Annotated in this window: 12 protein-coding genes and 1 pseudogene; 5 read left to right on the forward strand and 8 right to left on the reverse strand. The window is 73.8% G+C overall.

Annotation, left to right across the window (positions count from 1 at the left end):
• From ABD106_RS05455 to ABD106_RS05475, 5 genes and pseudogenes are all read right to left on the reverse strand, one after another.
• Window positions 1–151, reverse strand: a pseudogene (locus ABD106_RS05455) (enoyl-CoA hydratase); the annotation flags it as partial.
• On the reverse strand, window positions 148–1,191 hold the full coding sequence (locus ABD106_RS05460) for a 3-hydroxyisobutyryl-CoA hydrolase (RefSeq protein ID WP_343918177.1): 1,044 nt from the start codon (window positions 1,189–1,191) through the stop codon (window positions 148–150). The pseudogene ABD106_RS05455 and the gene ABD106_RS05460, both read right to left, overlap by 4 nt.
• A 22-nt stretch (window positions 1,192–1,213) precedes the next feature.
• Window positions 1,214–2,308, reverse strand: coding sequence for an NADH:flavin oxidoreductase/NADH oxidase (locus ABD106_RS05465; RefSeq protein WP_343918179.1), 1,095 nt, complete (start codon window positions 2,306–2,308; stop codon window positions 1,214–1,216).
• Window positions 2,305–3,228 carry a methylisocitrate lyase gene (gene prpB / locus ABD106_RS05470; RefSeq protein WP_343918181.1) on the reverse strand — a complete coding sequence of 308 codons (924 nt, stop codon included), beginning with the start codon at window positions 3,226–3,228 and terminating at the stop codon, window positions 2,305–2,307. Before prpB ends, ABD106_RS05465 begins: the two co-directional genes overlap by 4 nt.
• The gene (locus ABD106_RS05475; RefSeq protein WP_343918183.1) at window positions 3,228–4,733 is read right to left on the reverse strand and encodes an MmgE/PrpD family protein; all 1,506 of its coding nucleotides are present in this window, start codon (window positions 4,731–4,733) and stop codon (window positions 3,228–3,230) included. The genes prpB and ABD106_RS05475 overlap by 1 nt, the downstream gene beginning before the upstream one ends.
• A 173-nt stretch (window positions 4,734–4,906) precedes the next feature.
• On the opposite strand from ABD106_RS05475, the gene ABD106_RS05480 reads away from it, so the two are divergent.
• Complete coding sequence (locus ABD106_RS05480) at window positions 4,907–5,587, forward strand: hypothetical protein (RefSeq protein WP_343918185.1); 681 nt, start codon at window positions 4,907–4,909, stop codon at window positions 5,585–5,587.
• Window positions 5,588–5,602: 15 nt separating this feature from the next.
• On the opposite strand, the gene ABD106_RS05485 is transcribed toward ABD106_RS05480, so the two are convergent.
• Entirely contained in the window at window positions 5,603–6,259 is a 657-nt protein-coding gene (locus ABD106_RS05485) for a sortase domain-containing protein (RefSeq protein WP_343918187.1), read from the reverse strand.
• A gap of 13 nt (window positions 6,260–6,272) precedes the next feature.
• Window positions 6,273–7,046, reverse strand: a complete 774-nt coding sequence (locus ABD106_RS05490) for a hypothetical protein (protein ID WP_343918189.1) — start codon at window positions 7,044–7,046, stop codon at window positions 6,273–6,275.
• A 242-nt stretch (window positions 7,047–7,288) separates the two neighbouring features.
• Here ABD106_RS05490 and ABD106_RS05495 point away from each other — a divergent pair, with 242 nt between their 5' ends.
• The 3 genes from ABD106_RS05495 (at window position 7,289) to ABD106_RS05505 (ending at window position 9,446) form a co-directional block, all read left to right on the forward strand.
• Complete coding sequence (locus ABD106_RS05495) at window positions 7,289–7,945, forward strand: hypothetical protein (protein WP_343918191.1); 657 nt, start codon at window positions 7,289–7,291, stop codon at window positions 7,943–7,945.
• 119 nt (window positions 7,946–8,064) lie between these two features.
• Entirely contained in the window at window positions 8,065–8,769 is a 705-nt protein-coding gene (locus ABD106_RS05500; RefSeq protein ID WP_343918193.1) for a hypothetical protein, read from the forward strand.
• A gap of 5 nt (window positions 8,770–8,774) precedes the next feature.
• Window positions 8,775–9,446, forward strand: a complete 672-nt coding sequence (locus ABD106_RS05505) for a hypothetical protein (RefSeq protein ID WP_343918195.1) — start codon at window positions 8,775–8,777, stop codon at window positions 9,444–9,446.
• 7 nt (window positions 9,447–9,453) lie between these two features.
• On the opposite strand, the gene ABD106_RS05510 is transcribed toward ABD106_RS05505, so the two are convergent.
• Window positions 9,454–11,175, reverse strand: a complete 1,722-nt coding sequence (locus tag ABD106_RS05510; RefSeq protein ID WP_343918795.1) for a DEAD/DEAH box helicase — start codon at window positions 11,173–11,175, stop codon at window positions 9,454–9,456.
• 261 nt (window positions 11,176–11,436) lie between these two features.
• On the opposite strand from ABD106_RS05510, the gene ABD106_RS05515 reads away from it, so the two are divergent.
• Window positions 11,437–12,357 (forward strand): hypothetical protein, encoded by a 921-nt coding sequence (locus ABD106_RS05515; protein ID WP_343918197.1) that lies wholly within the window; start codon window positions 11,437–11,439, stop codon window positions 12,355–12,357.
• Window positions 12,358–12,439: the final 82 nt, after the last annotated feature.

Consider the following 12,439-nt stretch of genomic DNA (forward strand, 5'->3'; position numbering starts at 1 on the left):
CCGCCGCGACGACCTCGCGCATGAGCTGCGCGTTGAGCGCGTTGAGCGCCTCCGGCCGGTCGAGGTGGATCCAGGCGACGCGACCGTCGCGCTCGACGCGGATCGTGGTGGGCCCGTCGGTGGTGGGCTCGGGCTGATCGGGATTCGTCATGCTGTCTCTCCTGACAGGTCGAGGTCGCCGTCGGGCGCGGGTGCGAAGCAGGCCTCCACCATGGCATCGGTGACGTCATCGATGCGCGCGGGCTGCCAGCGGGGGCTGCGGTCCTTGTCAACGAGCTGGGCGCGGATGCCCTCGGCGAAGTCGGGCAGGAGGCTCACGTGCGCCGACACCCGGTACTCCTGCTCGAGGGCGCGCTCGAGGCTCGGCAGCCGGGCCGCCCGGCGGAGCGAGGCGAGCGCGACGGCGAGCGCTGTCGGCGAGCGCTTGGCGATCGTGGCGGCGAGCGCGGCGCCCTCCTCCCCCGCGGCCTCGAGCCGAGCGACGATCGCCGGGAGGGCGTCGCCGGCGAACGCGTCGTCGAGCGCCGTGCCGGGCGCGAGCGCTCCGGCGGGCGGCTCGGCCGCGAAGGCGGCGATCGCCTCGTCGGCGGGAGCGTGGGTGAGCGCCTCGAGCAGGTCGGGGATGCGCGCGTGCGGCACGAACGCATCCGAGAGTCCGAGGACGATCGCGTCGGCCGCGCCCACGTGCTCGCCCGTGAGGGCGACGCGCGTGCCGAGCTCGCCGGGCGCGCGCGAGAGCAGCCAGCTCGCGCCGACGTCGGGGACGAAGCCGATCGTCACCTCGGGGAAGCCGATCCGCGTCGAGTCGGTGACGACGCGGTGGCTCGCGTGCGCCGAGATGCCGACGCCGCCGCCGAGCACGATGCCGTGCTGGATGGCGACGAGGGGCTTCGCGGTGCGCGCGATCGCGGCGTTGAGCGCGTACTCGTCGCGCCAGAAGGCGCGCGCGCCGGCGCCGCCGCGCTCCAGCGCGTCGGCGCGGAGGCCCACGACGTCGCCGCCCGCGCACAGGCCGCGCTCGCCGGCGCCGACGATCGCGATCGTCGCGACGGAGGCGTCGGCCTCAGCCTCGACGAGCGCGGCGGCGATGCCGTGCACCATCTCGTGGGTGAGCGCGTTGAGCGCCTCGGGCCGGTGCAGCTCGATGGTGGCGAGGTGGCCGCGGCGGGTGGTGCGCACGTGGTCGGTCATCAGGCCTCCCTCGTCTCGATCGTCAGCGGGCGGGGGTCGGGACGCGGCGGGCGCGCGTGTACTGCGGCGGCCACACCGACGCATCCGAGACGCCGTCGAGCTCGGTCTCGGCACCGAGCGCCCAGTGCGGGTTGCGCATCCAGGCACGCGCGAGCATGACGGCGTCGGCGTCGCCGTCGACGAGCACCGACTCGGCGTGCGCGGGCTCGTCGATGAGGCCCACCGCGTTCACCTTCGCCCCGGTCGCGGCACGCACGGCGCGCGCGAACGGCACCTGGTAGCCGGGCTCGAGCGGGATCTCCTGCCGCGGGTCGTTGCCGCCCGACGAGAGGTCGAACCAGTCGGCGCCCGCCGCGATCGCGACGCGCACGTGCTCGACCGTCATCGCCGCGTCGATGCCGCCCTCGACCCAGTCGGAGGCGCTCAAGCGCACCATGAGCGCCGCATCCGGCACCGCGGCGCGCACGGCCTCGACGACGCGCTGGAGCAGCAGCGTGCGCAGGCCGCCCTCGCCGACGCCCCACTCGTCGTCGCGGTCGTTCGACAGCGGCGAGAGGAACTGGTGCAGCAGGTAGCCGTGCGCGGCGTGGACCTCGACCGCGTCGAAGCCTGCGCCCACCGCGCGGCGCGCGGCCGCGGCGAACAGCTCGGGCAGCGCCGCGACCTCGTCGGACGCGAGCGCGCGCGGCGGCGCGTAGTGGCCGAACGCCTCCGAACCCGCGCTCACCGTCTGCCAGCCGCCCTCATCGACCGGCACGGAGCCCCGGCCGCTCCACTGGCGGTGGGTGGAGGCCTTGCGGCCCGCGTGCGCGAGCTGCACGGCCGGCACGGCGCCGTGCGCCCGGATGCGCGCCGCGATCGGCGCGAGCGCCTCGGCCTGCGCGTCGTTCCAGAGCCCCAAGTCGTGCGGCGAGATGCGCCCGATCGGCTCGATCGCTGCCGCCTCGGTCATCACGAGGCCCGCGCCGCCGCGCGCGAACGACGTGAGGTGCTCGTGGTGCCAGTCGCCCGCCATGCCGTCGCGCTCCTCGCAGGAGTACTGGCACATCGGCGACACCCAGGCGCGGTTGCGCACCTCGATCGGCCCGAGCTGCACGGGCGAGAAGAGCACGCTCATGCGTCGCCGTCGCCTCGGTGCCCGACGGGCACCTCGAAGTTGAACACGCCCTCGTCGAACGCGTTGTAGGCGGCGTAGTCGTTGAGCTCGTAGAGGCGCGAGCGCGTCTGCATGCGCTCCACGGCGCCGTCGAGCGTGCCGGTCTGCTGCAGCAGGCCCAGCTCGCGCTCGATCGCGCCCATCGCGATGCGCAGCAGCGACACCGGGTGGATCGCGATGTTGACGCCCACATCCTGCAGCTGCTGGTGCGTGAAGAGGGCGCTCTTGCCGAACTCGGTCATGTTGGCGAGGATCGGCACGTCGACGGCCTCGCGGATGGCCGCGAACTCCTCGAGCGAGGCCATCGCCTCGGGGAAGATCGCGTCGGCGCCAGCCGCCTCGAGCGCTTTGGCGCGGTCCTTCGCGGCCTCGAGCCCCGACACCCCGCGGATGTCCGTGCGGGCCATGATGACGAGGTCGCTGTCGCGGCGGGCCGAGACGGCGGCCGCGATGCGCTGCACCGCGAGGTCGAGCGAGACGACCTCCTTGCCGTCGAGGTGGCCGCAGCGCTTCGGGTTGACCTGGTCCTCGAGGTGCAGCCCCGAGACGCCGGCGTCCTCGAGCTCGTGCACGGCGCGCGCGACGTTCATCGCCTCGCCGAAGCCCGTGTCGGCGTCGATGAGCGTCGGCAGGTCGGTCATGCGCGAGATCTCGCGGCCGCGCTGCGCGACCTCGGTGAGCGTCGTCATGCCGATGTCGGGCAGTCCCAGCTCGGCCGCCATGACGGCGCCCGAGATGTAGACGCCCTCGAAGCCGAGCTGCTGGATGAGCGGCCCGGTCAGCGGCGTGAACGCGCCCGGGTAGCGCTGCAGCGTGCCGGAGGCGAGCCCCGCGCGCATCGCCTTCCGCTTCTCGGAGGGCGTGACCGACGTCGACAGCACTAGAAGAGGCCCTGCGTCGTGCCCTGGTCGACGATGCCGACCGGAGCGAACACGTTGAGCTGGCGCACCTCGGCGGCCGACAGCTCCGGCAGCCGGTCGACGAGCGCGAGGAAGCGGTCGATCTCGGTGTCGTCGATGATGCCCTGCGCGAGGGTGCGCAGCTTGTGCACGTACTCGGCGCGACCGAAGGGGCGCGCGCCGGCCGGGTGCGCATCCGCCACCGAGATCTCGTCCTCGATGACCTCGCCCGAGGTGAGCGTGACGACGATGCGGCCGCCGAACGCCTTCTTGTCGGGGTCGGGGTCGTGGTACCGCTCGGTCCAGACCGGGTCCTCGAGCGTCGTGATCCGGTTCCACAGCTCGACGGTGTCGGGCCGCTGCGCCCGCTCGGGCGCGTAGGAGTCGACGTGGTGCCAGCCGCCGTCCTGCAGCGCGACCGCGACGATGTAGGGGATCGAGTGGTCGAGCGTCTCGCGCGAGGCGGTCGGGTCGTACTTCTGCGGGTCGTTCGCGCCCGAGCCGATCACGAAGTGCGTGTGGTGGCTCGTGTGGAGCACGATCGACTGCACGTTCGCGGGGTCGCGCAGCTCGGGCCGCTCGGCGGAGAGCCCGCGGGCGAGGTCGATCCAGGCCTGCGCCTGGTACTCGGCCGAGTGCTCCTTCGTGTACGTGTCGAGGATGCCGCGCTTCGGCTCGCCCGGCGCGGGCAGCGGCACCGAGTACCGGCCCTCCCAGCCGTCGAGCAGCCACGCGATCACGCCGTCCTCGCCCTCGTAGATCGGCACGGGGCTCGTCTGACCGCGCATCGCGCGATCGACCGACTCGACCGCCATCTTCCCGGCGAACGCGGGCGCGTGCGCCTTCCAGGTGGAGATCTCGCCCTTGCGCGACTGGCGGGTGGCGGTGGTGGTGTGCAGCGCCTGGCCGACGGCCTGGAAGATCGTCTCGGCGTCGAGACCGAGCATCGTGCCGATGCCGGCGGCAGCCGACGGGCCGAGGTGCGCGACGTGGTCGATCTTGTGCTTGTGCAGGCTGATCGCGCGCACGAGGTCGACCTGGATCTCGTAGCCCGTCGCCAGGCCGCGCACGAGCGCGCGCCCGTCGCAGCCGACGTGCTGCGCGACCGCGAGGATCGGCGGGATGTTGTCGCCCGGGTGCGAGTACTCCGCGGCCAGGAAGGTGTCGTGGTAGTCGAGCTCGCGCACGGCGACCCCGTTGGCCCACGCCGCCCACTCGGGGCTCACGCGGTCCTCGATGCCGAACACCGCGGCGCCCGGCGCGTAGGGGTGGCGCTGCGCCTGCTCGCGCGCGGAGATCACCGGCGGGCGGTTGAGGCTCGCGATGGCGACGGATGCGTTGTCGATGACGCGGTTCGCGATCATCTCGACCACGTCGGCCTCCACCTCGACCGGGTCGACCGCGACCTGGGCGATCTTCCAGGCGAGCTGCTCCTCGCGGGGCAGGTTCTCGGCGCTCTTGTGGGCTCTCACGTCGTGGTGGATCATGCTCCCGACCCTATCCGGCCGCGGTCGGGCACTCGTTGCGCGATCGTTGCCCCGCCGGCCCTCGACGACGTCGTCCCGCCCTCGAACGTCGAGGCGCCGGCTTCGCAAGCGACGACTGCCGCTCGGGGGCACTCGGGCGTACGATCGCGCCGACCCTCGAGGAAGAGGCGGCCATGTTCCGGTCGAGCGCACGCGCATCCCAGCTCCGCCGGTCGCTCGCGGCCATCGCCGTCGCATCCGCCGCCGCGCTCGCGCTGTCGGGCTGCGTGCTCTTCGGCGGCGCCTTCCCCGACCGCACCGACGCCGGCGCGACCGCCGAGCCCGCCGAGCCGGTCGCCGAGGCACCGGGGCCCGACACGAGGTGCCACGAGAACGTCTTCTGGGGCGGCGCCGACGACAAGGGAGTACGGCTACCGACGACGGCGGCGTACCGCAGCGGCTTCGCGCTGCCGGGCGTCGTCGACGGCTTCGACCTGCTGTGCGCGTCGAGCTGGACGGCGTCGACGAACGACTGCCAGATGGACTTCGCCCGCGCCTATCTGGACGCCGGCGTCGACGGCGGGCGGATGCGCGAGATCGACGAGGCGCTGATGGCGTGGGCCGGCGAGCACGGGCTCGAGCGCACCGACATCGGGATGTCGGACAACACCCGCAGCTTCGGCATCACCGTGAGCGGCGACGGTGCCGTCGCGACGCTGCTCCAGTGGGATGCGGTGAGCCGATACGAAGGAGCCGTCGAGCTGCAGCGCCATGCCGACCTGGCAGGCATCCCGCTCGACGGCGCCGACGTGTCGGTGTCGTGGCAGGTCTGCCCCGCGCTGCAGGGGTGGCAGTCGCCGCCGCCGGTCGAGTGACCGGCGGACCCGCTCCTACGCCGAGCTGACGAGCCGCGCGAAGACGACGTAGTTGTTCGGGTAGGGGCTGGCGCCCTCGCCCTCGTGGCACGTGATGAGCCGCAGCTCGGCGCCCGCCACGGGAGCGTAGACGGCGCGGGTCGGGAACGCGTCCTTGGCGAACGTCTCGGAGCGGTAGACCTCGAACACTGCCGTCGAGCCGTCCTCGCGGGTGACCCGCACCTCGTCGCCCTCGACGAGCCGCGGCAGGTCGAAGAACACGCCGCTGTCGTCGGTGGTGGAGTTGACCTGCCCGAGCAGCACCGAGGTGCCGCGCTCCCCCGGTGTGGGCGAGCCGTCGTACCAGCTGGCCGGCGACCCCTCCTCGCCGGGCGGCACCTCGAGCACGCCGTCGTCGCGGATGCCCGTGCGGATGAGCGCGGCGTCGAGGCCGACCGACGGGATCTGCACGCTCACGGGTGCCGAGGCATCCAGCATCGGCTCGTCGGGTGCGGGCTCCGTCGTCGGCGCGGCGGATGCCGTCGGCTCGGTCGCCGAGGCGGTCGCGGTCGGGGCGGGCGACGCGGTGGGCGACGCCGGCTCGCCGACCGTGCTGCACGCCGAGAGGGCGATCACGAGGGCCGCCGCCCCCACCGCGAGGTGGAGACGACGGCCCTTGCTGTGGTCGATCATCGAGCTGGATCGATCAGTTGTCGCGGACCACGCGACGACGCACGACGTACGCGCCGGCGGCGACCATGAGCGCGAGCGTGCCGCCCAGGGCGACGGTGCCGAGCGCCGAGTCGTTCGTGCCAGCGGCAGCGATCGTCGCGACGTCGGTGTCGACGCCGCCGACCGGTGCGACCTCAAGGGCACCGCACAGGGCGGGCGAGGTCGCCGCGAGCGGCAGCTCGGGGACGAGGTCGCTGGGGCTCGTGCCCGACTCCGGCTGGGTGGCCGGGTCGAGGCCGTGCACGACGACGACCGCCGTGCCGGCAGCAAGCGCGTCCTGCGTGGCCTGGTCGAGCTCGAAGGTCTCCTCGTAGGCGATCGTGCTGCCTGCCGGAGCCGCCGCGAGGTCGAGGCCGCCTGCCGGAGACTTGTCCGCGTCGCCCACCGAGAGGGTGGTGCCGATCTCGCCGTACGACGGGCCGCCCTCGGTGGTGCTGATGATGCCGTCGCCGTTGGCGTCGGCCTCGGGGCTCGGGCACAGGCCCTGCGCACCGATGTGGATGTGCTGCACGTGCGGGTAGGGCGCGCCGTCGAACTCGGCCGCGAGGCCGGTCGCGTTGAGCGTGACCGTGGCCATGCTGCCCTCCATGTCGATCCACACCTCGCCCGATGCGCCGCTGTTGTTGATCTCGCCGAGCATCGCCGAGTACGACTGGTCCGCGTCCGCAGCCATCGCCGGGGCGGTGCCCAGTGCGACGAGCCCCAGGGCGAGCCCCGGAGCGACGAACAGCATTGCCTTCTTCTTCATGGGATGTCCTCTTCTTCGAGTGTCAGGCGCAGGATGTTGTGCCCTCTTCTGCCATGGCCTTCGAGACCGAGGGCGCGGACGGATTGGAGGCGCCCCGCAGTGGCGTGTCGGAGCGGGCCGCACGTGCGTGTTGGAGGCGGCCGCAGTGGCGTGTCGGAGGGGCGCCGGTGCATCCGCACCAATCCCGAACGTGGGCCGCGCCGAACACCCGGTGTACGCATCCGACAGATCGGAAGATCCACATGCTCCGCAAGACCTGGATGGGCGCCGTCGTCGTCGCCTCGCTGCTCGTGACCGGCTGCGCGGCCTCGGCCGCCGAGCCCCCCGCGAGCCCGGCAGCATCGAGCACCGAGACGTCGAGCGCCGAAGCGGGCAGCGCCGAGCCGTCGCACACGATGCCCGACGGCACTGTCATGACCGGTGCCGAGCACGGCGCGCACGGGTCGGGCCACGGGAGCGCGCTCGAGCCCTCCGCTGCCGCGGAGATGATCTGCGAAGGGCAGGTGACGGCATCGATCGCATCGATGCTCGACCTCCCGGATGAGGTCGAGCCGACGTCGACCTGGAACGCGCCGATGCTCACGTGCACGTACGACATCGACGGGTCGCCGCTCACGCTCTCGGTGCACGACACCGCCGACCTCGAGGTCGGCGAGGCCCACTTCGCCGAGCTGCAGGGCTCGATCGAGGGCGCGAGGGACATCGAGGGGCTGCTCGGGCTCGGGATGCCCTCGTTCACGACGGATGCGGGGAAGGTCGCCTTCCTGCGCGACGGCATGACGCTGCTCGTCGACGCCACGCGCCTGCCCGCGGAGCTGGCCGGCGGCACGATGACGCGCGACGAGGTCGCGTACGCGGTCGCCTCCGCTGTGCTCGTGTGCTGGGTCGAGCACGACTGAGGCACGGCCGCCGCGGATCGTGGCGCAATCGTGACGCGATCCGCTGGCGCCGGGAGCGCTCGGCGCGCACACTGAGCGGCACGGGCGCCGCCGGGGCGCCGGCATCGAAGGAGCCCACCATGCGGCCCACGCTCGCCCTCGCCTCCGCCGGCATCGCGCTCCTCGCGCTTGCCGGGTGCGGCCCGGTCGCACCCGCGGCGTCGCTCTCGCCGACGGCGACCGCGACGAACCAACCGACGACGACCCCCTCGGCGTCGACCACGCCGACCCCGACGACGACGCCGCCGAGCAGCGATCCCCCGAGCCCGCCCGCGACCGCGACGCCGCCGCCGGCCTCGCCCGGCGCATCCGACGCTCGCTCCTGCGGCGACGAGTATGTGCTGGCGATGATCAGCGGCGCCCCGACCAGCTGGGAGGGGACGGCCGAGGAGCAGCTCGCGCAGGCGCAGCCCGAGGGATCGTTCGCTCCCGCCGAGGCGCTCGCGGGCCTCGACGTCGAGTGCGTCGTGACCTACCGCACCCCGATCGACGGCAGCCCGGGCGTCGCGGTCGTCTCGCAAGCGGTCGTCGCTCGCAGCGACGTCGTGTTCCAGGAGCTCGAGGGCTGGGCGAACGCCAGCGGCTACACGTCGCGGTCGGGCCAGACGGGCTTCGTCGAGCGCGAGGCGCCGCTCACCGCCGACGGCACCTCGACGATGAAGATCTTCTGGGCGCCGCTCGACGGCGACGATCCGACGATCGGCAATGCGGCCGACATCGTGCGCCTCTCCGGCGCGCAGCCCGATGCCGTGCTCGTGTGGCACGCCGACTTCACGCAGGGATAGCGACCGTGCGCACCGCGATCCCGCTGCTCCTCGCCGCCGTGGCGATCGGCCTGGCCGGCTGCTCCGCGCCCGCCTCCAGCCCAGCGCCGACCGGCGCGCCGGTGGCCGAGCCGACGGCATCCGCGCCCGCGCCGTCCGCGTCCGAGAGCCCGACGACCGCGGCCGCCGAGACCCCGGCTCCGCAGCTCGTCGTCAGCACCCCCGGCCCGGTCGCCGGAGCGCCGAGGTGCGGCGACGGTGTGGTGCTCGCCGCCGCGATGGTCGAGCCCGATTCGCCGTCGGCCGCGTCGTGGCTCGAGGCGAGCGCCGCCCGTGCCGGCTTCGAGCCGTCGGCGCTGCTCGACGACGCCGCGGTGCTCTGCGCCATCACCTTCGAGTTCGAGCCCGACGGCGCGCAGGCGACGGTCGAGAGCTCGACCGCGTACGTGCGCGGCGACGACGTCGAGGCCGCCGTGCAGGCGTGGGCGACGACGAGCGGCTACGCGCGGGACGACCAGTCCGGGCATCCGCAGCGGTTCGTGCTCGGGGAGGCATCCGTGCCCACGGGCTCGCTCGAGGCCATCCGCCTCGACTCGACGCTGTTGGGCGCGAATGACCTCGCGTGGCACGAGCAGTCGGCCGGGTTCGAGCTCGAGGCGACCGACTGGGTGGTCACGCGCTCCGGTTCGCTGCCGTAGAGCGGGCTCAGCGCTTGTCGACGACCTTGCGCAGGTAGCGGATGCGGTCGCGCAGCTGCTGCATCGACGCCTGCGCGACCGGCGGGCCGCCGCACACGCGCCGCGCCTCGGCGTGCACGAGCGCGTGCGCCTCGCCCCGCCGCTTCGCCGCGATCGCGACGAGCGAGTTGAGCAGCTGCCGCTCCTCGCGCATGTTGCGGTAGAGCGGCTCGGGCGCCTCCTGGTTCGGCGGCCGGTCGCGGATGCGCGCCGCCTGCCGCGCGTGCCGGCGCTTGAGCAGGTCTGAGACGTCCTCCGCGTCGAGCAGGCCCGGGATGCCGATGAAGTCGAGCTCCTCCTCGGTCGCGGGCTCGACGAGCTGGCCGAACTCGGCGTCGCCGAACAGCACCCGGTCGAAGGTCGCGCTCGACTCGAGCGGCTCCCACGTGAAGGGCGCGGCCTCGCGGTCGTCGTTGTCGCCCTTCTCGGCCGCATCCATGAGGTCGTCGTCGAGCAGCTGGTCGTCGGCCTGCTCGCGGTCGAGCGCGTGGTCGCGCTGCCGCTCGAGCTCGGCCGCGAGCGTGAGCAGCGGCGGCACCGACGGCAGGAAGACGGTCGCGACCTCGCCGCGGCGGCGCGAGCGCACGAAGCGGCCGATGAGCTGCGCGAAGAACAGCGGCGTCGACGAGCTCGTCGCGTAGACGCCCACCGCGAGCCGCGGCACGTCGACGCCCTCCGAGACCATGCGCACCGCGACCATCCATCGCTGGCTCCCTTGCGAGAAGGCGCCGATGCGGTCGGATGCGCCGGTGTCGTCGGAGAGGACGACGGTGGGCTCCTCCCCCGCGATGTCGCGCAGCAGCTGCGCGTACTGCCGCGCTTGCGCCTGGTCGGTCGCGACCACGAGGCCGCCCGCATCCGGCACCGTCTGCCGCACGTGCGTGAGGCGCACGTCGGCGCTGCGCAGCACCTGCTGGATCCACGCGCCGCCCGGGTCGAGCGCGGTGCGCCACGCGCCGTTCGTGATGTCCTTCGTGTCGCCGTGGCCGAGCGTCGCCTTCATCTCGTCGCCCATCGACGTGCGCCACTGCATCGTGCCGGCGTAGGCCATGAAGAGCACCGGGCGCACGACGCCGTCGCGCAGCGCGTGGTCGTAGCCGTAGGCGTAGTCGGAGCGCGAGAGGCGGATGCCGCGCTCGTCGCGCACGTACTCGACGAACGGGATGGGCGAGGTGTCGCTGCGGAACGGGGTGCCGGTGAGCGACAGTCGGCGGGTCGCGGGGCCGAAGGCCTCGAGGACCGCGTCGCCCCAGCTGAGCGCGTCGCCGGCGTGGTGCACCTCGTCGAGGATGACGAGGCTCGGCGCGGAGCGCGTGATGCGCTCGTGCACGGGCGGCCGCGCGGCGACCTGCGCGTAGGTGACGACGACGCCGTGGTACTGCCGCGGGTAGTCGCCGTCGCCGTTCGAGAAGTCGGGGTCGAGGCGGATGCCTGCCCGGTGCGCCGCGTCGGCCCACTGCTGCTTGAGGTGCTCGGTCGGCGCGACGACGGTGATGCGGGCGACGGCGCCGCGGCGGAGCAGCTCGGAGGCGAGCCGCAGCGCGAACGTGGTCTTGCCGGCGCCCGGGGTGGCGGCCGCGAGGAAGTCGCGCGGCTCGGTGCGGAAGTACTGCTCGAGCGCCTCCTGCTGCCAGGCGCGCAGCGGCTGCGCCGTGCCCCACGCCGCGCGCTCGGGATAGGTCGGCGGCAGGTGATCGGCCGCGTAGGTGCCGAAGTGCGGGCCCGGATCGGTGCCGTGCTGGCCGAGCTGCTGGCCGAGCTGCTGACCCGTGTGCTGGATCCACGGCTGCCCTGCGTACGCCCCGAACGGGGTCTCTCCGGGCTGGCTGGTCACTCGCTCCATCGTAGGCGCGGCCGCCGACTCGCACCGCTTGCGCGTGTCGCCCCTCCGCCCCGGCCCCCGTTCTCCGATCTCGTCGCGGATCCAGGGGCGTGCGCCTAGGCTGACCGCATGCACTACCTGCTCGGTCTCGCCGCACTCGTCATGGGTGCCGTCATCGCGACGCGCCGCACGCGGCCCACCTGGTTCGTCGTCACGACGACCGTGCTCGTGGCGCTCGGCGCGCTGCTCGCGATCCTCAGCTACCTGCGCGTCACCGACTCGCTCGGGCTGCTGACGAACAGCATCATCGGCTGGATCTTCGTCGGGCTGTCGATCATCACGATGCTCGCGTCGATCTTCGTGCTCGAGCGCCGCGGCGCGCACGGCGAGGAGCTGCCGCCGCTCATCGGCGACAACCCGTTCGACGGCGACACCGACGACGCCGACGACCCCGCGGTCGGCACCTCGGCGCGGGAGGGCGCGACTGGCTCGGCTGCTGCGCCGTCGAGCGAGCGCGGCTCGCAGGGCGGCTCGGCCGGTGCCGCTGCGGCACCGTCGTCGCTCGGCGGCGTCGCTGGCGTCGCCGCACCGACGACGCAGGATGGCGTCGCGGGCAGCGAGGCGGACAGCATCCCCGATGCTCCCGCCTCTGGCCCGATCCCGGTGCCGGCACCCGGAGCGATCGCGACCGAGGCGCCGCTCGCGGCGTCGCCCCACCCGCATGCTGCGGCCGGCCAGCACGCGACCAGCGCCGGCGCGCACGCCGGCGCGAACCCCACCACGGGCCGCGACGATGCGACCCCGAGCCTGACGGAGGACAGCATGACCGACAGCACCACGCCCAACGCCGCGCACGGCGACGCCGACGCGGAGGCCCGCGCAGACGGTACCGCGGGATCGCACCCCGGCCCGAGCGAGGGCGCCTCCGACGGCACCACGGTCGTCGGCGCCGACCCCGACATCGCGACCTCGCCCGCCGACACCGACGTCGACGCCGCGCCCGAGGGCGACGTGGGCTCGCACGACCCGGACGGCACCGCCCGCGCCTGACGCGCATCCGCCCGCCACGCATCCGCACCGCCACGCATCCGCTTCGGCGCTGCACACGACAAGACGCCCGCCGGATCACCGA

Origin of the sequence: Agrococcus citreus (assembly GCF_039527715.1) — a bacterium.
GTDB lineage: Bacteria > Actinomycetota > Actinomycetes > Actinomycetales > Microbacteriaceae > Agrococcus > Agrococcus citreus.